14 protein-coding genes and 5 pseudogenes are annotated in these 23525 nt (G+C 63.5%); 14 read left to right on the forward strand and 5 right to left on the reverse strand.

What is annotated here, in order from left to right:
- A pseudogene (locus U5A52_RS33950) lies at positions 1-649 on the forward strand (helix-turn-helix transcriptional regulator); the annotation flags it as partial.
- 585 nt (positions 650-1234) lie between these two features.
- Positions 1235-4438: an EAL domain-containing protein gene (locus U5A52_RS33955; protein ID WP_321938309.1), complete on the forward strand. Its 3204-nt coding sequence runs from the start codon at positions 1235-1237 to the stop codon at positions 4436-4438.
- A gap of 78 nt (positions 4439-4516) precedes the next feature.
- On the opposite strand, the pseudogene U5A52_RS43365 reads toward U5A52_RS33955, so the two are convergent.
- A pseudogene (locus tag U5A52_RS43365) lies at positions 4517-4640 on the reverse strand (branched-chain amino acid ABC transporter substrate-binding protein); the annotation flags it as partial.
- 350 nt (positions 4641-4990) lie between these two features.
- On the opposite strand from U5A52_RS43365, the gene U5A52_RS33965 reads away from it, so the two are divergent.
- The 3 genes and pseudogenes from U5A52_RS33965 (at position 4991) to U5A52_RS33975 (ending at position 8046) form a co-directional block, all read left to right on the forward strand.
- Positions 4991-6166 carry a porin gene (locus tag U5A52_RS33965; RefSeq protein ID WP_321938311.1) on the forward strand — a complete coding sequence of 392 codons (1176 nt, stop codon included), beginning with the start codon at positions 4991-4993 and terminating at the stop codon, positions 6164-6166.
- 123 nt (positions 6167-6289) lie between these two features.
- Positions 6290-6397: pseudogene (locus tag U5A52_RS33970) on the forward strand (amino acid ABC transporter substrate-binding protein); the annotation flags it as partial.
- A gap of 473 nt (positions 6398-6870) precedes the next feature.
- Complete coding sequence (locus U5A52_RS33975) at positions 6871-8046, forward strand: porin (protein WP_321938313.1); 1176 nt, start codon at positions 6871-6873, stop codon at positions 8044-8046.
- Between the two features lie 26 nt (positions 8047-8072).
- On the opposite strand, the gene U5A52_RS33980 is transcribed toward U5A52_RS33975, so the two are convergent.
- Positions 8073-9062: a LysR family transcriptional regulator gene (locus U5A52_RS33980; RefSeq protein WP_321938315.1), complete on the reverse strand. Its 990-nt coding sequence runs from the start codon at positions 9060-9062 to the stop codon at positions 8073-8075.
- A gap of 19 nt (positions 9063-9081) precedes the next feature.
- Entirely contained in the window at positions 9082-10614 is a 1533-nt protein-coding gene (locus U5A52_RS33985; RefSeq protein WP_321938316.1) for a succinate CoA transferase, read from the reverse strand.
- Between the two features lie 184 nt (positions 10615-10798).
- Here U5A52_RS33985 and U5A52_RS33990 point away from each other — a divergent pair, with 184 nt between their 5' ends.
- Positions 10799-11713, forward strand: coding sequence for a LysR family transcriptional regulator (locus tag U5A52_RS33990; protein WP_321938317.1), 915 nt, complete (start codon positions 10799-10801; stop codon positions 11711-11713).
- Between the two features lie 162 nt (positions 11714-11875).
- Here U5A52_RS33990 and U5A52_RS33995 read toward each other — a convergent pair whose 3' ends face one another.
- Together U5A52_RS33995 and U5A52_RS43370 are read right to left on the reverse strand one after the other, a co-directional pair.
- Positions 11876-12349, reverse strand: coding sequence for a hypothetical protein (locus U5A52_RS33995; protein ID WP_321938319.1), 474 nt, complete (start codon positions 12347-12349; stop codon positions 11876-11878).
- Positions 12350-13069: 720 nt separating this feature from the next.
- A pseudogene (locus tag U5A52_RS43370) lies at positions 13070-15281 on the reverse strand (FUSC family protein).
- On the opposite strand from U5A52_RS43370, the gene U5A52_RS34010 reads away from it, so the two are divergent.
- From U5A52_RS34010 to U5A52_RS34040, 8 genes and pseudogenes are all read left to right on the forward strand, one after another.
- On the forward strand, positions 15280-15489 hold the full coding sequence (locus U5A52_RS34010; RefSeq protein ID WP_321938325.1) for a hypothetical protein: 210 nt from the start codon (positions 15280-15282) through the stop codon (positions 15487-15489). The pseudogene U5A52_RS43370 and the gene U5A52_RS34010 overlap by 2 nt on opposite strands.
- Positions 15489-16460, forward strand: a complete 972-nt coding sequence (locus U5A52_RS34015) for a LysR family transcriptional regulator (protein WP_321938326.1) — start codon at positions 15489-15491, stop codon at positions 16458-16460. Before U5A52_RS34010 ends, U5A52_RS34015 begins: the two co-directional genes overlap by 1 nt.
- 125 nt (positions 16461-16585) lie before the next feature.
- A pseudogene (locus U5A52_RS34020) lies at positions 16586-16945 on the forward strand (3-oxoacyl-ACP reductase); the annotation flags it as partial.
- Between the two features lie 162 nt (positions 16946-17107).
- Complete coding sequence (locus U5A52_RS34025; RefSeq protein ID WP_321938328.1) at positions 17108-17419, forward strand: DUF4148 domain-containing protein; 312 nt, start codon at positions 17108-17110, stop codon at positions 17417-17419.
- A gap of 717 nt (positions 17420-18136) precedes the next feature.
- Complete coding sequence (locus tag U5A52_RS43375) at positions 18137-18589, forward strand: helix-turn-helix domain-containing protein (RefSeq protein WP_415774089.1); 453 nt, start codon at positions 18137-18139, stop codon at positions 18587-18589.
- Between the two features lie 3 nt (positions 18590-18592).
- The gene (locus tag U5A52_RS34030; RefSeq protein ID WP_321938330.1) at positions 18593-19573 is read left to right on the forward strand and encodes an HlyD family secretion protein; all 981 of its coding nucleotides are present in this window, start codon (positions 18593-18595) and stop codon (positions 19571-19573) included.
- Between the two features lie 3 nt (positions 19574-19576).
- Complete coding sequence (gene rbbA, locus U5A52_RS34035) at positions 19577-22393, forward strand: ribosome-associated ATPase/putative transporter RbbA (RefSeq protein ID WP_321938332.1); 2817 nt, start codon at positions 19577-19579, stop codon at positions 22391-22393.
- A 3-nt stretch (positions 22394-22396) separates the two neighbouring features.
- A complete protein-coding gene (locus U5A52_RS34040) occupies positions 22397-23524 on the forward strand; it encodes an ABC transporter permease (RefSeq protein WP_321938334.1) in 1128 nt (375 codons plus the stop codon).
- Position 23525: the final 1 nt, after the last annotated feature.

Here is a 23525-nt window from a genome sequence, read left to right on the forward strand (position 1 = left end):
ATGCGCCACGAGTACCTTCCCGTGATCTTCATGACGGCGTTGACCGAAAGTGAGCGCGCGCATTGACGCGCACGTGCGGCGCTCGCGCGCGCAACTCTATGCGCACGCCGCGCTGTCGCTCGATACACGCGCAGCGCTGATCGTGGGCGCCGATGGCGCGATCCGCTGGCAAAGTCCGCAGGCCGCGCGCCAGATCGCGGCCTACTCCGAGGTCGATGCCAATCACGCGGATGAGGCAACGCAAGCCGGCGCGCGCCTGACATTGCCGCCGCAGTTGCACGCCTGGTTCGAGGAGTGGCTTGCGCGCGGATGCCCACCCGACGCCGTTCACGAGTTCGCAACGGGGCACGTTCGCCGCTCGGCGAGCGCGACGCCCGCGCCCGAGCCGGGCGAATGGATCATCATCCTCAAGGAACTAGACGATACGGTACAGCGCAATGCGCTCGGTTCGCGCTTCGGCCTGACTTCGCGCGAGGCCGAAGTCCTGCTCCGGGTTTCACGCGGCAAAACGAATCGCGACATCGGCGACATTCTGGGTATGGCGCCACGCACGGTCAACAAGCATCTGGAACATCTGTTCCGCAAGCTGCATGTCGAAACGCGTGCCGCCGCCGCCGCGCTAACGATAAAAGCGCTGGATCGGACCTGAGTGCAGTTAAACATCGGCGGATGAGTAAGTGCTTCGAGGCGAGCCCGCCGCCTCGATGAGATCCGCGCACCCCGTCCCTGGCAAAATAGCGGCTCGGCACAAGTGACAGTCGGCACGGAAAACCGGCTCCTGGACGCCATACGGCATTTGTTTAGGTTCTATGTCCGCGAACTTCAATATCCATGAACCCGCGTCGTCGCGGTTAGAGGTCGGATATTGCTAACCTTGAGCGAGACACGTCGTTTCTGAGCGTAATTATTGGAAAGCACGCTTACCGTGCGTGCGGTCCAGGCAAACCTGCCTGGGGCGACAAACGAAAGTCATCGAGTCGCGCACCTGAAAGTGCGGCTAGCGAGGCTGTGAATTCAGCGTTTCGCTTGCCGCTCTCGTAAGCTGGCATCGAGCAGCCATCGAAGCGAGCACGCGTCAACACAGATGAATTGATTTTGACGCGTTAAAGTTGCCGTAATCTTTAGCCGTTACGCTAGAGTCAGGTGCGCTTCGAAGTGAGCCGCCTGCTCTCAGGCGCGTCGTTTTTCCGGTCATGAATATGGCGTATTTTCTAGTGTCGTTTCGGCGTGTCCGATGAAACACAATTTGCTTATTCGCTTGCTCGGACGCTTACGCGTTGGGCGCAAGCTGCTGCTGATCTATCTGCTCGATCTGAGTGCGGTGGTATATATCAGCGGCATCCTGATTCATGAAAAATATATTTCGATCGACTTCTCGCAGAAAGAGATCATCGGCAATGCATATCTCGGCACCCTGCAAGACGTGCTGATTGACGTCGCCAAAAGCGGCGCAGACGGTCGCGTCGACACGCAACAGGTCGGCCGCCTGACGTCCGCACTCGCGAGCGCCGAAGCGCAATATGGCGCGAACCTCGAGAGCGGCGACTTGAACGGACGCACACGCAGCGCGCTCGGGGCGCTGGCGGCCGCCGCACGCGCAGAGCATCCGCCCCCTCCCGAGGTCGTGCGGGCGGCGCTCAACGCTTGTCGCGAACTCATCACGCGTGTGGGCAATCAGTCCAACCTGATCCTCGACCCCGATCTGGACAGCTATTACTCGATGTCGCTGTCGATCCTGCGCTATCCAGCGCTGCTCGACGCCGCGAACGGCATAGGCCAACGTTTGCGCGAGGGCAGCGTTGGCGCCGACAGTGCGCCCGCACGGCGCGATCTGAGTACAAGCTATCTCGTTCTCGAAGGCCAACTCGACGCCGTCGCGCAGGGCTTGCGCTCCGATTTTTCCGAAGCGGCCGCCGCAAACAAGGATGTGAAGCTCGCGCTCGCCGCTCCGGTCGCGAATCTGCTCGACGCGCTCGAAGCGTATCGCGAGGCGGCACGCACGGTGGTCGCACAGTCCGGCGGCAACGCCGCGAGCCGCGCGGCAGCGCAGGCCGCGCACGAGATGCTCGTCGCGCGCGTGGGCGAGGCATGGCACGCCACGGAGGTCGAGCTCGACACACTGCTGCATGCGCGCGTACGCGGCCTCTTCTCCCGCATGTGGCTCCATCTGGGCACAGCGCTCTTTCTGCTGTGCGGGATTCTTTCGATGGTCTACCTCGTCGCGCAGCAGATCTCGCGGCCGCTGCGCGAGCTCGCGCGCGTGATGGACACCGTGCGCCGCACAGGCGACCATGGCGTGCGCGCTACATGGCGTAGTCAGGACGAGATCGGCCAGCTCGTGCTCGGCTTCAACGACATGCTCGTGCAGCTCGATCGCGAGCGCGACGTGCAAAAGGAACTCGCGGCCACGGCCCGCGCTTCACAGGCGCAGCATGCACTCGTCGAAGCGACACCCGTGCCGATGATGGTCACGGCGGTGCCGGGTCATGAGGTGCTGCATGCGAATCGCCCTGCCCTATATTGGCTCAACGGCTGCACGTCCGACCCGTGGGCGCTGGGCCTCGATTCCGCAGTGCGCGCGCGCTTTTTCCAACAGCTCTCCGATCGCGACGCTGTGGACGAGTTCGAAGTGCGCTGGATGGGCAGCGAAGAACCCACGTGGGCCATGCTTTCGGCGCGGCACCTCACGTTTCAGGGCCGCGATGCCGTGTTGACCTCCTTCACGCCGATCAACCAGATCAAGCTCATGGAGCAGCGGCTCGAACTATGGGCGAAGGTGTTCGAGGCTTCGTCGGAGGCGATCCTGATTCTCGACGGGAACCGGCGCCTGCTCACCGCGAATTCTTCGTTCTATCGCGCCACGGGCTACCGCGCCGAAGACGTGTGCGGCACGCTGCCCGATTTCGTGCTCGCGTCGCCGAACGGCGAACCGGTGATGCCGCAACTCACCGCGCTCGTCGACATTTCGAGCGTCTGGAACGGCGAAGCCGTGGTGCGCCGGCGCGCGGGCGGCGATTATCCCGCGTGGCTCATGATTAGCGCCGTGCGCGACAAGCGCGCGAGCGTTTCGCACTATATCTGCACGCTCATCGACATCACCGACCGCAAGAAGAGCGAGGCGCGAATCCAGTTTCTCGCTGAACACGACGTGCTCACAGAGCTGCCCAATCGCGCGCTCTTCACGAAGCGCGTTGGCGCAGCCATTGACCACGCGCGCCAGACAAGCGGCCGCGTTGCCGTGCTCTTCATCGACCTCGATCGCTTCAAGGACATCAACGATACGCTCGGCCACCACGCGGGCGACGGGCTCTTGCGCTCGGTCGCGCGGCGTCTGCTGCAATCGGTACGGGCCGGCGACATCGTGAGCCGGCTCGGCGGCGATGAGTTCACAGTGCTGCTCTCGGGCGCGGGCGGCAGCGCGGACGTGGCGCGGCTCATCGAAGAGCGCCTGCTGCCGCTCATGCGCGAACCCCATTCGATTGGCGGCATGACCTTGCAGGTTGCGTGCAGCATCGGCATCGCCATGTTTCCCGACGACGGCGCGACGATAGAAGTACTAATGCAAAACGCCGACGCGGCCATGTACCGTGCGAAGTCGAGCGGCCGCAATCTCGTGAAATTCTTCTCACCGGACATGGCCGAAAGCACGCGTCATCGCCTCGAACTGGAAACGCACTTGCGCACGGCCGTCGAGCGCAATGAGTTGTGGCTTGCGTATCAGCCCAGCGTGAATGCGTCGACAGGGGATCTGATAAGCGTCGAGGCCTTGTTGCGTTGGCAACATCCCGATCTTGGCCTCGTCCAGCCGTCGGAATTCATTCCCATCGCGGAGGAAACACGGCTGATCCTGCCAATCGGTGCATGGGTGATCGAGGAAGCGTGCCGCCAGATCGCGCGCTGGCGCGAAGCCGGTTTGCCCGACATGCGGGTCTCGATCAATCTCTCGGCCATCCAGATGCGCGACGATGAACGGCTCGTCAACCACCTGCGCGATACCCTTGCGGCACATGGCGTGGAACCGGACCGGCTCGAGCTCGAAATCACGGAGACCGTGCTGATGGAAAGCGTCGGTCACTACCTCGACGCAATCAAGAAGATCCGCGCGCTGGGCGTCAAGCTGTCGCTCGACGATTTCGGCACGGGCTACTCGAGTCTTAGCTATCTGCACCGCTACCCGCTCGACCGGCTCAAGATCGATCGCGCGTTCGTGCATGGGCGGCTAAACGAGGCTTCTGATCTCGCCGTGATTCGCGCGATCGTCGAACTCGGCCATGAGCTCGGCATGCGCGTGGTGGCGGAAGGCGTCGAGCACGAACACGAAGCCAACGCTTTGCGCCGCATCGGCTGCGATGAATTGCAGGGCTTCCTCTACGCGAAGCCAATGCCGCATGAAGCGCTCACGCTGTGGCTGCGTTCGCGTGATGCGGCATTGGTGTGAGTCCCGCGTAACAATCAGAACATCTGCCGCATGCCGCACTGCTGACGATCCGTGTCACGATCAGGTATATCGGTCGCCTGCCTTGGCCGCCTTCACAAACTCGTCCGCTTCGCCCTGACATGAACGCCGTGCGGTCGTCGATCACGTCGATGCGTTTGGCCTTCGTCGTCATGACGCCATAGGCGCCCGCCGTGCCCGCGTTTGCGACCCGCACGCCCGCGCGCGGGTCGGACTGCTCATCTTAGGCGACGAGTTCGGACGACGCAGGCAGGCCATTGATCTTTACGCCTTGGGCCTTCTCGCATTTCTTCACGCCGCGCCTCGTGCGGGCCGGATGGCAAACCGTGCGTCCAGCGGCCGCGCGCGCCGCGTCGATTTCGCTCGGGTCTGGAAAGGTGCGTTACGGAAACGGCACTTAGTCGCAAATTTTCGATGTTTGAAACTCCCCTCCTGCAATGCAACACGCTTATCCGCTTCCGGTTCGACCGGCCGGGCGCGTAAGCGGAACGGGGGCGGCGAACGCCGCGAATTCGTATCGACGGGAGAACGGAATTGAACGCAAAACTGGGGGGATGCCTGATCGTGACACTGATAGGCAGCAGTGCGGCCTACGCGCAGAATAGCGTCACGCTCTATGGGAAGATCGAAGACGGGCTCAACTTCACGAGCAACGCGCGGGCCAACACGGCGTGGCAACTGGAGAGCGGCTACGACTATGGGAGCCGCTGGGGCTTGAAAGGCACGGAAGATCTCGGCGGTGGCGTGCGTGCGCAGTTTCAGCTCGAGAATGGCTTCGACGTGAACACGGGCCACAATGGGCAGGGTGGCCGCCAGTTCGGCCGCCAAGCCTGGGTCGGCCTTTCATCCGATCGATTCGGCACGCTCACGCTGGGCCGCCAGTACGATCCGAGCGTGGACATGTTCTCGCCAATGACGGCCAACGGCAACTGGACCGGCTACATCTTCGCGCACCCGTACGACAACGACAACACCGACTACTCGTTCCGGGTAAACAACTCAGTCAAGTACGTGTCGCCCACGTATCGCGGGTTTACGGGCGAAGCGATGTATGGTTTCAGCAACGAGGCTGGCGGATTTTCGGATAACCGACTCTATGGCTTCGCCGCGCAATACGTCAACGGCGGCCTTTCGCTCGGCGCTTCTTACCTGAAAATGAACAATGCTTCCAGCGCAACGACCGCGGACGCCAATTCGTCGGGCGCCGTCACGAGCGACAACACATTCAACGCGAAATCGCAGCAGAATATCGGGGTGGGCGTGAACTACACGTTCTCCAACTGGCTGCTCGGCTTCGCGTATTCACACGTGGACGTCTACGATCCGACCGCCAACGCCTACTTCACCTCCGATGGTGGCAACACGCAGCCGGCCGGCGGCGTATGGCACGCGTGGAAGTTCGACAACTTCGAAGTCAGCGCGCTGTACCACTTCACGCACTCGCTCTACCTGGGCGGCGCTTACACGTATACGCAGGCTCACTTGACCGCGAGCACCGGTAGCTACAATCCGAAGTGGCATCAACTGAGCCTGAAGCTCAATTACGATATTTCAGCGCGCACATCCATTTATCTCGAAGGCGCGTACCAGCGAGCCGTGTCCGCGAACACGGGCACGCAATTCGACTATGCGAACATTCCCGGCTCGGCGGACGTCTCTTCGGGGCAAAACCAGATGATGTATCGCATCGCGCTGATTCACGGGTTCTAGCGCGCGCCACCCCTTCTTCTCGCGCGGTCCTTTACACGGGGGCCGTGCGAGCCAAATTGCTCGCATCCCTTTCGATCTGGTAAAAGCCTGGTTCCCACTTGCATGTCGGGCCGATAGGCTGCGTACTTTGCATCGCGCACGCAGTTCATCGCGAAGAAGGGGGTGCTGAAGTCGCCCGAGCAACTGAACGGCCTGCGAATCGGTGCGGATAAAGGCACGACCAACGAACAGTGGACCGCCCGCGAGCGTCGTGCGCCAGCTCGCGGGACGTTCTCATCGCCCACGCACGGGCGACCGAACCCGGAAGCCCGCTTCATGATGCAACTGAGGCCTCCGCGCGGCCGCGGACCCCGCCGCCGTGTGCCGGGCCGAAACGCGAGCTAGCGCCGTTAGTTTGCGGGAGCACGGTAGCCTGCGGATGCCAGGCGGGTGACCGCAAAGTTACAGATGAAACATGTCATCACCGGCTTGTGCATACGCGTCAAGCAAGATATGGCGATATCCATATCGCAAATCGATCGATACCCCTCGCACCGCTTGCCCTCGCCTGTCACCGGCTTTGTTGAGCGATCTGGAACACTCCATTCCACTCGCTGTGATTTTTTCGCCACCGCTCCCAATTAACTATACCGACTCGCATACGCATGGCAGCGCGAAACGCTTCGATGCATTTATAAGCATTACTTAAAATAAGGGGAATGTATATGTCGGTTCGGAAAATAGAACTCGAAGTTGGTCTCGCCAGCGTCGCGATCGCGTTCGCGAGTCCCGCGAGCCACGCCCAGTCCATCCGCCTGTCCGGGTCCGTCGATGCCGGTATCGCGTATGTGAGCGACGCGGGCAACACGAACGGCCATCAAAGCGCCTGGCAGGCGAAAAACGGCGACATCAACATCAGCCGCTGGGCCTTGTCCGGCAACGAGCCGCTCAGCAGCGATCTCAGCGCGATCTTCACGCTCACCAACGGCTTTTCCGTGATGAACGGCAACGCGGCGCAGCAAGGCCGCCTGTTCGGCTTCCAGGCATGGATGGGGCTTTCGTCTCAGCGCGCGGGCACGCTCACGATGGGACGCCAGTTCGACGAGGTCGTGCAGTTCGTTGAACCGTTCTCGCTCGGTGGAACGTCGTATGGCGGCGCGGGCTTCGCACACGTCTACGACAACGACAATCTCGACAACTACACCCGCATCAATAATTCAGTCAAATACGTCACGCCGGTGCTGGGCAATCTGAAGCTCGGCGCGCTGTACGGCTTCTCGAACGCGGCGGGCGGCTTCGCGAACAACCGCGCGTACAGCTTCGGTTTCTCGTATCAGTACGGCAACCTTGATACCGGCGCGGGCTACGTGCAATTGGACCGCGCCTCGAACCTCTCCACGGCCAATACCGATGGCGCCGTGCCCGCAGGCGCACCCTTCAATGCCGAGCGGCAACGCACCTGGGCCGCAGGCGGCCTTTACCATTTCGGCTCCGGCGCTGCAGGCCTCATTTTCAGCGAAACGCGCCTGGACAACGCCACCTCGATCAACAATGTGGCCGACACCGCCATCAGCCTGCCGGGTGACGACGTGCGCTTCGACAACGTCGAAGTCAATGTCCGCTACTACGTGACGCCGGACTGGAACCTCTCCGCGGGCTACACGTTCACGCTAGGCCGCTTCGCCACGCCAACCGGCGCGCGCTATCCGAAATGGCACCAGGCGGGCCTCGTGTCTACGTATTTCTTCTCGCCGCGCACCGACGTCTATGTCGAGACGATCTATCAACGCGCGAACCAGCTGGAGGGCACGGGCATTCAAGGTGCGCAGATCTCGAACTTCTCCCGTGCGTCAGGCGCGAACCAGCTCGTTGCGGCCGTGGGACTGCGGCATCGCTTCTAGCGGCGCGGGGGCACCGTGGTGCGCATTCACGACATGTCTGCCGACGCTTCATGCGCCTCAATCACCGGCGTATGCGCGAGTTGTTCGCGCGTCAGTTTTTCCAGCAGCGCCATGTCGCGCGCGATCACCTGGGGCAGATGGGCGCGCAAAAACTCCACCCAGGTCTTCGTCTTCGCATCGACGAACTTGCGCGACGGATACAGTGCATATACGTTGACCTTCTGGAGAATGTGTTGCGGCAGCACGCGCACGAGCGTGCCGTTGCGCAGGCCGTCAATCGCCGCATAAACGGGCAGCATGCCGATGCCCATGCCCTCGCGAATCGCTACCGCGAGCGATTCCGCGATATTCACCTGCACCGGGCCGTCCACGTGCATTTCCACGCTGCCCTCCGGGCCTTCGAGCGCCCATTCGTGCACAGGCGAGGTCGGCGTCTTGAGGATCAGGCAGTCGTGATGCGCGAGATCGGCGGGTGTGCGAGGCGCGCCGTGGGTACGCACATACCCCGGTGACGCGCACAGGATGCTGCACGACGATCCCAACTGATGCGAAACGAGATCGGAATCTGGCAGTGAGGTGGCCGTGACGACCGACACGTCGCTGCTGCCCTCGAACAGGTCGGCCATGCGCTGCGAGAGCGTCAGCTCGATCGTCACCTCGGGATGTAATGCGCGATACTTCGAGATCGCGGGCAACACGTACTGTTGCCCGATGCTCGCGAAGCTATGCAAGCGCAACGCGCCCGCAGGGCGCTCATGCGCGCCGCTGGCTTCCTCCTCGGCGCTGCCAAGATCCGCAAGAATCTGCTTGCAGCGCTTCAAATAGAGCTCGCCGGCGGGAGTGAGTGCGAGGCGGCGCGTGGAGCGGTTGAGCAAGCGCGTGCGCAGATGCGCCTCGAGTTCAGAGAGCGCGCGTGACATGCCGCCCGTGGTTGAATCGAGCGAGTAGGCCGCGGCGGTGAAACTGCCCGCCTCGACGATGCGGACGAACACCCGCATGTTTTGTAACGTATCCATCGTGCAAGATCAGGCAAAGTCAGGCAGACACGGTAGGCGGTTGCGAAGGCGCGCGCACAGCCTGATCGGCTCGCATACTGCCCCGCTCGCGATAACGCGCGTGCCATGCGAGCGCCTCCTCGATCAGATGAGGCGTGTGTCCGCCGCGCGTGCCCGCCTTCGTCACATAATCACGCAGCGCGTCCCGGTATGACGGGTCCACGCAATGCGCGATGATCCGCTGCGCGCGCTCACGCGGCGCGAGACCGCGCAGGTCGGCCAGCCCGTGCTCGGTTACGATGACGTCCACATCCTGGCCAGTATGATCGACGTGCGACACCATCGGGACGATGCTCGAAATGTCGCCCGCCTTAGCAAGCGACTTCGTCACGAACACGGAAAGATACGCATTGCGCGCGAAGTCGCCCGAGCCGCCGATGCCGTTCATCATGTGCGTGCCGCCCACGTGTGTCGAGTTCACGTTACCATAGATGTCGCATTCGAGTGCGGTGTTCACCGCGATAACGCCCAGCCGGCGAATGACCTCGGGATGGTTGCTGACCTCTTGCGGCCGCAACAGCACGCGTGAGCGGTAGCGCTCCAGTCCCTCGAAAAAGCGCTTCTGATATTCGCTCGAGAGCATAATCGCGGAGGCACACGCAAAATCGACACAGCCCGTGTCGAGCAGCTCGATCGCGCCGTCCTGAAGCACCTCCGAATACATGCGCAAACCGCGAAAACCCGAATCGACGAGCCCATGTAGCACAGCATTGGCGATGGAGCCCACGCCGGCCTGAAGCGGCCGCAACGAGGGGCCAAGCCGGCCCGCACGTACCTCGTGTGCGAGAAAGCCGCTCAGGTGCCCGGCGATCTGCGTGGTGTCCGAATCCGGCGGCAGGACCTGGTTGGGGCTGTCACTCCTGCGCGTGACGACGATCGCCGCAATCTTTTGCGGGTCCAACGGAATATACGGAAGGCCGATGCGCTGCGCCGCGCCGGTCAGTGCAAGCGGCTCGCGGTCTGGACGGGCGCGCGGCAGATAAACGTCGTGCAACCCTTCGAGCCCGAGCGGCATGTCCAGATTGATCTCGACGATCACCTGCTTCGCAAGCGCCGCGAACACGGCCGAATTGCCGACCGACATCGTTGGTACGATACCGGCCTCGCCCACCGCCACCGCTTCGATGACGGCCACGTCGACCGGGCCGAGGTGGCCGTCGCGCAACTGCTCCGCCATTTCGGAAAGGTGAAGGTCGACGAACATCGCCTCGCCCGCGTTGATCTGCTTGCGCAGGGTGCGGTCCGACTGAAACGGCATGCGCCGCGCGATCACACCCGCTTCGGCAAGCACGCCGTCCACTTCGTGACCCACCGACGCGCCCGTCATCAGCGTAATCCGTAAAGAGTGCTTGTGACTGCGCTCGGCCAGCGCCAGTGGAACCACCTTGCAGTCCCCGGCGGCGCCAAACCCGCTCATGCCGACGGTCATGCCGTCATGAATCAGCGACGCGGCCTCCTCCGCCGAAACGATCCTGTCGCGCAGTTGCGCCAGACGAATCCGCTCCTCAAGCACTTCTGTCTCCTTTGGTATGCAACTGTCTGTCGGTTTGCCGCCCGTCCGTACGATGAATGACGCCTATCCGACTCCCGATGTCATCAAGTTTAATGAAGATTGTTCGATGCATAACGTGATTTAATGTCATGAAATGCAGTCGTTTTTTTCATGCCTTACGCCGTCTCTCTTTCTCCTTCAGACGATGCCCATCGATGTCCGCGCGCTGCGCTACTTTGCCGAAACCGTTCAACTGGGCAGCTTCACGCAGGCCGCGGCCGCCGTCTTTGTCACCCAGTCGACAATCAGCAAGATGGTGCGGCAGCTGGAGGATGAAATCGGGCACCCGCTCTTGATCCGCAACGGCCGCCAGGTACAGCTCACGGACGTCGGCCGCGTGGTCTACGAGCGTGGCTTGCAGGCGCTTTCGGTAATACGCGAACTGCAAACGGAAGTCGCCGACGTCGCGCTGCTCGGCCAGGGACAGCTCACCGTGGGCATGCCGCCTATGGGCAACCTGTTCTTCCCGGCCGCGGTCCGTGCCTTTCAGCAGCGTTACCCGAAGCTCGAACTTCGGCTCGCCGAACATGGCGGGCAATTGCTCGAACAGAAAGTCATCGACGGCGAACTGGAAGTCGGCGCAACCGTGCTGTTGCCCGGAGCCAGCCAGGAGAAGCTGGCGACCCGCGTAATCGCGCGCTACACGATCTGGGCCGTGGGTCCGCGCGAGGCGCCATGGGCGGGACGGCGCACCGTGAAGCTTGCCGCGCTCAAGGGTCAACCGCTGATACTGCTGGACGACGCATTCGCCCTGACCCGACGCCTTCGTGCGGCATTTCAGGAAGCCGGCATCGAGCCTCACGTCGTGGCCAGGAGCGGACACTGGGACTTTCTTGCGGCGATGGCGGCGGCGGGGCTCGGCACCACGTTCCTGCCCGAACCGTTTCTCGCGCATCTCGACGTCAGCAATCTCGCGCTCGCACGCGTGACGGAGCCCGCGCTCGACTGGACGCTCACGCACATCTGGTCGCCGGATCGCTACATGTCACACGCCGCGCGCGCCTGGCTGGCCTTGTGCGGCGAGGTGCTGGGCAAGCAGGCGCGCGTGGGCGTTCTCTAGAAACTATGGAAGGGCGGCGGAAGAAAACCTCCTGGAGTAAAACGGAGGTTCCAACACCCTGTTTTTCCGCGCACGTGAATGCGCGGAATGCGACTCGCAAAGCCCTTCACGATCAACATACCGAATCAAGTTTTCGGCATGCTGATGTTCTCAATGCGCGAATCACGAATTCCTGACCAGTGCACTATTCGGCGCCCCGGGGATAACGGTCGTCTCTCCGCTTATCAAGTAATCGAGAAGGTGCGCGCATGCGGACTCATACACATGCGCCGGGACCAACTGAAGCTGCCAATCGTGCACGGTCAGCACGATCTTTAGCGCGTCGATATCGGCTTCGGCAAGCAGCCATGAGCCGTCCTCTTCGGCACGAAGGCTGCAATGGTACAGCGCGGATTCCGCGTCCTGAAACACGTCCAGATCACAGCCCTGCTCGATGGTGTCGCGCAAGAGGTAGCTCAGATAGACAGTGCGAAAGAGCAACGTGACATGGAAGCTCGCACCGTAGCGGCTGCGCTGCGCCTCGAGCGCCAGATGATTTTGCAGAGAGGTCGCGCGAACCATCGAGGAAGCGAGAGACAAGAGCTTGTTGTTGGGCACGTGCTTGCAACCTGTTTTCCTGAATTTTTGGCGGCCCATGAATGCGTATCCTGATGGCTCACTGAACGGCCGGAGCGAATCGCTCGCGGCGTAGGGTGTGATGTCTCGGCAAAGTTGGCGAGGCCGCTATTGCGCAACGAGACATCCGGGGAGTGACGTGGATGGCGTCTGCTACGAGGGAATAAGTGCCTGCCACGCTCCTCCATGTGAGCCGCAGGCTCTGCGGGTTGGGTAGACAACACGGGCACTCACGCAGTAATCCCAGCGCGCTGGGGGTCACCGAATCCTGGTTCGGCCCCCGCGGGGCGCCATCCCGCTTACAGTAAAAGCTCTCGCACTCCTCGCATGCCTCGCGAAGCGGCCGACGCCGTGGCCAGGGCGGAGCGTCTTCCTAACGCCCGCAGCGCTCGATCTCAGCCACCGAAAGATATATTGCAGAAGCTGACCGGACCGACGCATTCGCTCTTCTTTTCGGGCTTCGCACTCTCGCTTCGGCCAGAGGCTTGCGCTGCCTGCGGGGCGGCGGATTGCACGACTTGTTGGGTCGCGCCCGCTGCCGGTGCCTCGCTCTACGCATTCGCAGCGGCCGCGGCAAACAGCGGACAGGCAACAACAGCGATCTTCACGGACTTCATTTTCATCTCCAGTGCTAACAGGTACAGCGTAAGCAGTGATGTGACTATATGATCTGGAGTCGAAATGATTAAGGACGCCGCGTGGATGGTATCTTTGCAGACCGCGGCAAGATCACGCCGCGCTTCAAGCGGTTCGTGTGCGCGCCGGACGGTGAAACGATACCTGACGCGCAATCGCGCCGAGCGGCGTGTCGCGGTCGATGAGCGCGCTGCGGATGAAATGCAGGTGACTCAGGAGCCGCTGCACGTCGTGGCGGCGTTCGCGGTCGTGGCGAACCGCGGGAAGCGCTTGCTGGGCGATCCAGGTGGCCGCACCCACCGCCATCAGTGCGCGTTCCAGCTGCCTCGCGCCGGGATGCTCGAAAAGCCGTGCGATATCGCTTTTCACCTGCTCGAGGCTCGCGGTCCAACGGCTATCGGCTGCGCCTAACCACGCGGCGGTTTGCGCCTCGTGGCGCAGGTCGATGACGGCGTGGCCCACTTCCAGCGTGATCAGCATCCAGCGTAGCGCGCGCCGGTGCGCCTGCGCGCGTCCGTTGAGAATAAGCCGCAACTGGTGCATCAGATCGTGCGTGCCCGACTGAAACCGCTGATTGAGGCCATCCAGCTCGCCGTGGCACGCAAGCACGACCTGAGCGCGCAACGCCACTCGCATGCGCTCGACGAGCCAGGTCATGTGAGGCGGAAACACAACTGCGAACGCGAGCCCGGCCACAATCATCGCCGCGACGACCGCGATGCCGTTGTTGATCAGCAGATCCGGCGCATAGACGATGACGTTGTCGGGGCCCGCGAGCAGGCACAGGAACACGGAAAAGCCCACCCCGAAACCCGCGATACGCGCGCGCGTCGCGAGGAACGCACCGAGCGCGAAGAACGGCACGAGCACGGCGCAAAGCAGCGGAAAGCCGTCGATGTTCGGATACGCGTAGCACATCAGCAGATAGCCCACCACGGCCGCGCAGCCCGCGCCCGCGGCCATCTGGAAGGCCATGCGTGTGGCGCGCGGCGCGGACGAAGTGAGCGCACAGGTCAGCGCGCCAGCGATCATTGCAAGGCCACCGCTCGGCCAGTCGGTATCCACCCAGAACCAGCCGAGCGCGGCAACCACCACGGCCGTACGCATGAAGGTGAACGCCACCACGTACCAGCTCGTGCGCGGCACATAGCGCGTGATGCGCCGCTCCGTGGGCAGGCCCGCCTGTTTGAGCGACGCCCACGTGTGGCTATAGCGAACGATCTCAGCCGTGAAGCGGTAGATCAGTTCGGCCGACGTATCGAACTCCTGCAACGCAGCTGGCGCGGCGGCTTCCAGCGGCCGGCGCGTCTCGCGCACGTGGCGCGGCAGCGTGCGCATGAACGTCTCCAGCCCTTGCGCGATGCGCAGCGCGTACGCGATCCGCTTCGCCCTGGCGCCGGCGCTGCGCGAGCAGCGCGGCAAGCTCGCTGAAATACGGCGCGAGCGGCGCGATGGCTTCCTCGCTCCAGCGCAGGCGCTTTTTCAGTTGCCGCAACGCGTGCAGACGCGCGCACACGTCCATGAACTCGCCGTTCAGGCGCGCAAGCAACTGGCTGCGCGCGCGCATGATCGGGTCTTCGAAAAACGAGAAAGCGCGCGTGGCCTCGAAACCCACGATCTCATCGACGAGCTTCGCGAACCGCCCTTCGAACGCGCCACTGTGGAGCCCGCTCGACAAGACGAGCGCCGCGAACGACGTGAAGTCCAGATACCGTGCGCGCAGCGTGCTCTCCAGCAACGAGACCGTCTGCCTTGGCAGGATGACGGCGCTGACCACGCCCGAGCACAGAATCCCCACGGCCACTTCGGCACCGCGCCCGAGCGCGGCAAGAAAAAGGCCGTTGGGCTGCATCACGAGCGGAATACCGATCAGCGCGGCGGTATAGCCCGCCAGCACGAAGGCGTACCAGCGATAATGCCGGTTGCGCATGGCCGCCGCCGTGCAGGCGGCAACCCAGGCCGTGATGCCCATGATGTATAGCTCGGGCTGCTGGACAAACACCGCGCCCAGCACCACCGCTGCGATCATGCCCGCCGCGGTGCCCACGATGCGATACACGCTCTTCGCGAAGACCATGCCAGACAACGGCTGCATCAGCACGAATACCGTCGTCATCGCGATACGCGGCTGCGGCATATCGAGCAGCATGGCAATGCCCATCGCGGCCAACGCGGCCGTGACAGTCTTGAGCAGGTGGAGCCAAATCGTGCCATGACTGGTCTGCCAGTCGCGCACGCCGAGCCGCAACGCGCGCCAGATAACTCGGGCGCGATGAGGCAGGTTTGGCGCTCGATTGACGGCTCGCACGCGAATCATGGAAAAAGCACGGCACCCGATTGGTTGTGAAAAGCGCCGTTGCGCACGGCGGACCCGGGCGCCGATTGTAGGAGGCTCAATCGCGCAAATTAATGGGACACGAAAAAAACGTCCGTTCCAGATCGCTCAACAATGGCCCATAGCAACCAGCGACAATATCGCCTTTACAGCGAACCAAAATATTCACAAGGAAGTCTGGCAGGTCTGATGGATACCCTACAAAACATGCGGGTGCTGGTCCGCGTCGTCGAAGCCGGCAGTTTCACGGCTGCGGCCCAGTCGCTCAATTTACCCACAAGCTCCATGTCACGCGCGGTCTCGGAACTGGAAGCCCGTATTCGCACCCGTCTGCTCAACCGCTCAACGCGCAGACTCGCGCTCACGCCCGCCGGCGAGGTTTATCTGACGCGCTGCAAGCAGATACTCGCTGACGTCGCACGCGCGGAAGACGAAGCCTGCGGTGCACACGAACGCCCCGCAGGCGCGCTGCGCATGCACAGCTTTGCGAGCATCGGGCAGCAGTACATCCTGCCCGCCATCTCGCGCTATCGCATGATGCATCCCGAAGTGACGGTCGAACTTACCCTTTCGCAGTCGCTGCCCGATCTGTTCGAGGGCAGCAGCGACGTGTCGGTCATCACCGCGGCGTCGCTGCCGAATTCCGATCTCATCTCCCATCAACTGGGCAGCTCGTGCAGCATCCTGTGCGCGTCGCCGGAATACGTATGCAAGCACGGCGCGCCGCGCACACCGGCGGATCTCGCGCGTCACGGCTGCCTGATACTCAGGACCCCAGGCGTGCCCGCTCACGAATGGACGCTCGAAGGCCCCGAAGGCAGCGTCAAGATGCATGTGAGCGGGCCGGTTCAGGTGAACATTGCGGAGTCGCTCGCGGTGGCGATACGTGAGGGCCTGGGCGTTGGCATGCTGCCGGTGTATACGGCAATAGAGGGCTTGCGCGATGGCACGCTCGTGCGCGTACTGCCGCGGCATGTCCTCCAGAAGAACCGCATTCATGCGCTCTATCCGTCGCGCAAGTTCGTGGATGCGAAAACGAAAACGTGGTTGGAATTCCTGCGCGTACATCTTTCGCAAGTCATCTCCCGCGACATGACCTCGCTCGAAGAACTCACGCAGCAACAACTCGCCGGCGCCGCCGCCGTGGCGTCGCCGATTTAGCCGTCACCCTTTCAGTTCGTCATGCGAACCGGTCAATGCGAAAACTTCCGGCGGCACGGCGAAAGCACCGGAAGCTCGAACGCGTAGGCGACGCCATGGCCCGATGCCCCATGCCGGGACAAAACATGCGCGTGGTCGAGGCGTTTGAGGATCTCGTTCGACCCGGCGCAACGATCGGCATGATGTCCCCGGGGCAACGCAGCATAACGAACAATGTGAACCGGAATTACGAGGTGTATAGAGGCAGCAAGGCCGCCACTATACATGTTCATGCGCAGCCTCGCGGCGCGCCACGCTGGCGAGCGCGAACCCTGCTGCTCATGGCGCCCGGCTGGGTGCGAACCGACATGGGCGGCCCGCAAGCGAAGCTCGGCATCGAGCATAGCATTCCGAACCTGGTGAATACGGTCGACCCTCACGCGGGCCGCGCCGGCTTGCACTACGTCGACTATCTCGGGCGAACCGTTCCGTGGCGATCCGCGTGACACGCGAACGTGCGAAAGCTTGGTGGCGCCGATCCTTCCGCCAGCCACAAAAGTGCCTTTGGAAATTAGGGGTTAACCCGCACGTCATACGACTTCTACACTTCTGGTCATGGATCGCAGTAAATGCCGCTCCCAATACCAACCAAACTGGAGGTCGTAATCATGAAGTCGCTTATTCAGGCTATTGCCGTAGCCGCTGCCTTTATCGTCCCGGTTGCTTCGTTCGCCCAGTCGAACGCACCGGTGACCCGCGCCCAGGTGCGCGCCGAACTCATCCAGCTCGAAAACGCCGGCTATCGTCCCGGTGACGGTGACAATGCGCACTATCCGGACGCGATCCAGGCCGCCGAAGCCAAGGTCGCGGCGCAAAACGGCGCGGTCGGCGGCGCTCCGGCGGGTTCGTCGGCATCGGGTGCGGCGGCCGTTGTGCGCCCCTCGGATGACGGCACTAAGCCGGTCTACTTCGGCCAGTAATTGCCGCGCGGCCAGCGAGTCGCGGGTAAGCCGGGAGCCGGGTTGAGCGCGCGTGAAGCGCCGGTTCCTGGCGGAACCTCCGGCCGAAGCGCGCGCCCCGCGCTCCGGTCTTTCCAGACCGCGACGGTCTGTGTCTTTTTCACAGCCGTGCCGTTCGCCCCGCACCGCTTGACGCGATCCGCGTGAGTGGCGCTCAGTGCGCGGAGCTTGTCAACGGCTTGCGCACGCCATCGCTGGATTTGTCGCTATAAGGCTTTGGAGAAAAAAGCGCCTCTAAAAAATAGGCATCCTTATTTATCGTGGAAACAGGCACATGCTGGTTTGTGCGCCGACGCCTTGAGTGCGAGAGTCGTGTTCGTGCGGGCCTTCTTGCGTTCACAGAAACGCGTGGCCTCGGTGCAAAACCATAGCCCAGAATTCGCTGCCTCGATAAAGGCCGAGGACAGCTACCTGCTGCAGCTCCTGGTGTTGCCTTCACCCCTTTCTTGCCATTGCTCATGCGTTGGCTCGCCATACAGCGCGCGTAAGACGCGAAATTGCCCGCGCTGGGGACGCGCTCGGCGAAACCGGTCTCGTCCGTCCCGCATCACCGGGCAGGTTACGCCAGGAGCGCTTACAAGCACTCGCCCCCCTGCTTTCGCACCAGATTGCCATCACGGCATTAGAGGCGATACTCGAACTCGATCCGCTCCTGAACATCGGCTTGTTGTGCAAACTATGTCATGTGCTGCGCTCATTCCACAGCCATGCCATCACTGTCTCGAAGCAACATGCAAGTGCGCGGCTCGCGGGCTTCCCCTTCTGTGGGGCAAGGACGTGAGCGCGCAATCCGGTGGCGGTGCGGGCGAATTCACGCTTCGGATGGGCCGTCCCGACATGGCCGACTGTCCCGTATTGACCATCGAAACGGTGACCCGCGCGCTCAGCGCGTTGGAAGCGGAAGGCGCGATTCTGCGCAGGGTCCGCGCGCGATCGAACTCATCAACGGGGGCAAGCTGCGCGAGGCGGCGGGACTGGTTTAACACGGCGGCTGGCGATCAACCGCACACCGAACTGTCGACCATGCCTGTTGCGCCCCGCGCTGGCCATTCGCACGCCATGAAATCGACGGGCAGCGTATATTCATGGCGCGAATGTCATGGGGCACATTCAACATGCTACGCAGGGTAGTTGATGAATAAAAAGCTTGGCTGGACGCTCGCGGCAATCGCGATCGTTGCGGTGATTGGAGCGGCAGTCGGCTGGCAGCGCAATCAGGGGCGGGGTCTGCCGGATAACGTTGCGCACGCAAACGGTCGGCTCGAACTCGCGCGCGTCGATGTGGCGGTGAAGTACGGCGGCCGTATCGTCGATCTGCCGGTGCACGAGGGCGACGTGCTCGCGGCGGGCGATGTCGTCGCCAGGGAGGATAGCGCCGAATTGCGCGCCCAGCTCGCGGCGGCGAAGGCCGCCCGCGAACGTGCAGCTGGCGCAGCCATGCGCGCCGCCGCCCAACTCGACGCAAGCGGCGCGCAAGTGCGCCTCGCGCAACTCGAGGCCGCGCAGGCCGTGAAACTGTTCGAAGCTGCGCAGATTTCGGCGGTCGAGCGCGATCGCCGACGTCTCGCGCTGGAAGGCGCGCAGGCGGGCGAAAGCGCCGCGCGCGCAGCGCGCGCCGAAGCAGGGTCCGCCATCGCGGAAGCCGAGGCCCAGATCGCGCGGCTCCAAGTCGTGCTCGACGACACGACGGTGCGGGCGCCGCTCGCGGGCCGCGTCGAATATCGCGTGGTCGAGGCCGGCACCGTCCTCCCGGCCGGTGGCCGCGTGGTGTCGATGCTCAACCCCGACGACATCTACTTCACGATTTTTCTGCCTGGTCCGCAGGCGGGCAAGCTCGCCATCGGCGCGGACGCCCGCATCGTACTCGACGCGTACCCCGGCGAGCCCATCGCGGCACGCATCGGCTATGTATCAGACGATGCACAGTTCACGCCCAAGTATGTCGAAACCGATAGTGAGCGAGCAAAGCTGATGTACCGCGTAAAACTCCAGTTGCCGCTAGACGTCGCGCGCAAGCTCGCTTCACGCCTGAAAGGCGGCATGACCGGCGAAGGCTACGTGCGCGTCGATCCGTCGCGCCCCTGGCCCGAAGTGCTCGCGGTGCGCGGGAGCTAGGCAATGGCGCTTGCGGGCGAAGCTAAGGGACTTCATAAGGATCGCGAATCGATCCGCATCACCGGCGTCTCGCACCAGTACGGTGCGAAGCAGGCGCTCGACGGCGTGTCGCTGGTCTTGCACGCGCGCACGACGATCGGCCTGATCGGCCCGGACGGCGTAGGCAAATCCACGCTGCTTGGCCTCATCGCCGGGGTCAAGCGCGTGCAGCACGGCGAGGTCATCGTGCTCGACGCGGACCTGTGCGTGCGCGACGCGCGAGAGCGCGTGCTGCCGCGCATTGCGTTCATGCCGCAAGGGCTGGGGCGCAATCTCTACCCAACGTTGTCGGTTTACGAAAACATCGACTTCTTTGCCCGACTGTTCGGACTCGCCGACGCCGAGCGCGCACAACGCATTGCCCGTCTGCTCGACGCGACGGGCCTCGCACCGTTCCCCGACCGGCCCGCTGGCAAGTTGTCGGGCGGCATGAAGCAGAAGCTGGGCTTGTGCTGCGCGCTCGTGCACAACCCCGACCTGCTGATACTCGACGAGCCGACCACGGGCGTCGACCCGCTGTCGCGCCGGCAGTTCTGGACGCTCGTCGACGACCTGCGGCGCGAGCACGAGGGCATGAGCGTCATCGTGGCGACGGCCTATATGGAGGAGGCCCAGCGTTTCGAACATCTGGTCGCGATGGACGACGGCCGTGTGCTGGTGAGCGACAGCACGGAAGCGGTGCTGCGCCGCGCGGGCACGCCGAACCTCGAAGCCGCCTATATCGCGCTACTGCCGGAGCACAAGCGCGGGGACGCGGGCAAACTGGTCATTGCGCCGCGTGAGCCGGTCGCGGGGCCGCCCGCGATCGAGGCCGTCGGGCTCACGCGGCGCTTCGGCTCTTTCGTAGCCGTCGATCATGTGAGCTTTCGCATCGAGCGCGCCGAAATTTTCGGCTTTCTCGGCTCGAACGGTTGCGGCAAGACGACCACGATGAAAATGCTGACCGGCTTGCTGGACGCGACCGAGGGCACAGCCACGCTGCTCGGCAAGCCGATCAAGGCGACCGACATGAGCACCCGCATGAGAGTGGGCTACATGTCCCAGTCGTTCTCGCTGTACGAGGAGCTAAGCGTACGCCGGAACCTCGAACTGCACGCAAAGCTTTACCGCATGGAGGGCGAGCGTGCGAGGCGCGCCGTCGCGCGCTCGCTAGAGGACTTCGAACTCGCGCCGTATGCCGACGAGCGCCCGGCGGGTCTCTCGCTCGGCATCCGCCAGCGGCTGCAACTGGCCGCAGCCTGCCTGCACGGGCCAGAAGTGCTGATTCTCGACGAGCCCACTTCGGGCGTCGATCCCGGCGCGCGCGACATGTTCTGGCGGCATCTCGCCAGGCTTTCGCGCGAAGCGCACGTGACCATTTTCATCTCCACGCACTTCATGAACGAAGCCGCGCGCTGCGACCGCATCTCGTTCATGCATCGCGGGCGCGTGCTCGCGTTCGGCACGCCCGAGGCGCTGCGCGCGGCGCGCAACGCGGCGACCCTGGAAGACGCGTTCGTCGCCTGGCTCGAAGACGCGCAGCGCGACGAGGCGCAATCCTCTGGCGTGGCGAAGGCCGCCTCCACGTCCGGCCCGATCACCGATGCAAGCGGAGCGCCCCACCGCCCGCGCGGCGCCGCTGCGACGACAGGCGCGATGGCCGGTGCGCTTGCGGCCGTGCCGCCGCTCGCGCGCACCTGGGCGTTCGCGCGCCGCGAAACGCTCGAACTCGCACGCGACCGTCTGCGGCTCGCGTTCGCGTTGCTCGGCCCAGTCGTCCTGTTGCTGGCCGCCGCATGGAGCGTCTCGTTCGACGTCGACAACGTGCGCTTCGCTACGCTCGACCGCGACCGCACCGTGGCCAGCCGCGAATTGATCGAGCAGTTCGCGGGCTCGCACTATTTCGTCCCGTCCGGCGAGGCGCATAGCGACGACGATGCGGGACGCCTCCTGCGCGCCGCCGACGCGCAGCTCGTCGTGGAGATTCCACCGGGCTTCGGTCGCGACCTGTTGGCCGGCCGCCGTCCCGAGCTAGCCTTCTATGTGGACGGATCGAGCCCCTTCCCTGGCGCGACGATCGACACCTACGTCAACGCTGTGCTGCTGCGTTACGTAAGCATGCAGATGGCGCGCGCGCCAGTCGCGCAGCCCACGCTGCCCATGAGTGTCGAAACACGTTTCGTCTACAACGAGACGTTCCGCAGCATCTACGCCATTACACCGGGCATCATCATGCTCGCGCTGATCCTGATTCCCACCATGCTGACCGCGCTCGGCGTCGTGCGCGAAAAGGAAATGGGTTCGATCACGAACCTCTACGCGTCGCCCGCGAGCGTGGGCGAATATCTGCTCGGCAAGCAAATGCCGTATGTGGCGCTCGCGATGCTGAGCTATCTGCTGCTCGTCGTTCTGACCGTGACCGTGCTGCGCGTGCCACTCAAGGGCTCGTTCATCGCGCTATCGTTCGGCGCGCTGCTTTTCGTTCTGGCGGCCACGGGTCTGGGCTTGCTCGTTTCGACGTTCGTTCGCTCGCAGGTCGCGGCGATCTTCGGCACGGCTATTCTCTGCCTGATTCCGTCCGTGAACTTCTCGGGGCTGCTTTACCCGGTTTCGACACTCACCGGCACGGGCTACTGGGCCGGCGTCGGCTTTCCCTCTTCGTGGTTCCAGCTCGTGAGCCTTGGCAGCTTCACGAAAGGGCTCGGCGCGGCGAGTTTTGGCACGATGTACGCCGCGCTGGCAGGCTTCGCGCTCGCCTATCTGTTCGGCGCGTGGTGCCTGCTGCCGAAGCAGGAGACGTAGGCGATGCTGCAATGGTTCAGAAACGTTGCTCGGCTCGCGCACAAGGAAATCTTCAGCCTGTTCGGCGACGCCACGCTCATGGCGCTGATCGTGTTCGCCTTCACGTTTGCCGTGTACTCCGTCGCGAAAGGCATCAAGGCCGAAGTCTCGAATGCGTCGGTCGCCATCGTCGACGCCGACCATTCGGAGCTTTCGCGGCAACTGCGCGCGGCGATCCAGCCGCCCTATTTCAAGCCGCCCGTCGATGTCGACCGGCGCGACATCGATGCGGCGCTTGATCGCGGCACGTACATCTTCGCGATCGAAATTCCGCCGCGCTTCGAGGCCGATGTGCTCGCGGGCCGTGCGCCGAGCGTACAGGTGCTCGTCGATGCGACGGCGATGACCCAGGCAGGACTCGGCACCGCGTACCTCCAGCAGATTTTCGTCGCCGAAACGCTCGCGTTCATGCACGCGCGCGACGCGCAGGCGCAATTGCCGGCGCGCGCTGTTGTGCACGTGCTGTTCAACCCGAACACCGAATCGTACTGGTTCACCTCGAGCATGCAGATCGTCGTGAACATCACGGTGCTCTCGATCATTCTCGTGGGCGCGGCCGTGATCCGAGAGCGTGAGCACGGTACGATCGAGCACCTGCTTGTGATGCCCGTGCGCGCGAGCGAAATCGCCGTGGCGAAGATTCTCGCGAACGGGCTGGTCATTTTTGTCGTGTCGCTGCTTTCGCTCGTGGCCGTCGTCAATCTGTGGCTGCGCGTGCCGCTACAGGGCTCACTTGGGCTTTTCGCGCTCAGCACCGCGCTGTACCTCTTTTCCGTGACGGCGCTCGGAATGTGGCTCGCGACGCTCGCGCCCGCCATGCCGCAGTTCGGCCTGCTCGCGGTGCCGACCTATGCGGTCGCGTATCTGCTGTCGGGCGCGGCCACGCCGGTGCAAAGCATGCCGGTCGCGATGCAGCCATTCGTGAAGCTGCTGCCGACCACCCAGTTCGTGTCATTGACCCAGGCCATCCTGTTTCGCGGCGCGGATCTCGACCTCGTCTGGCCGCAGCTCGCGGGCGTGAGCGCCGCGGGCGCCCTCTTTCTGCTGCTCGCGCTCGCGCGCTTTCGCTCCATGCTCGCGCAACAAGGTTGAA

The organism is Paraburkholderia sp. J8-2 (assembly GCF_905220195.1).
Lineage (GTDB): Bacteria > Pseudomonadota > Gammaproteobacteria > Burkholderiales > Burkholderiaceae > Paraburkholderia.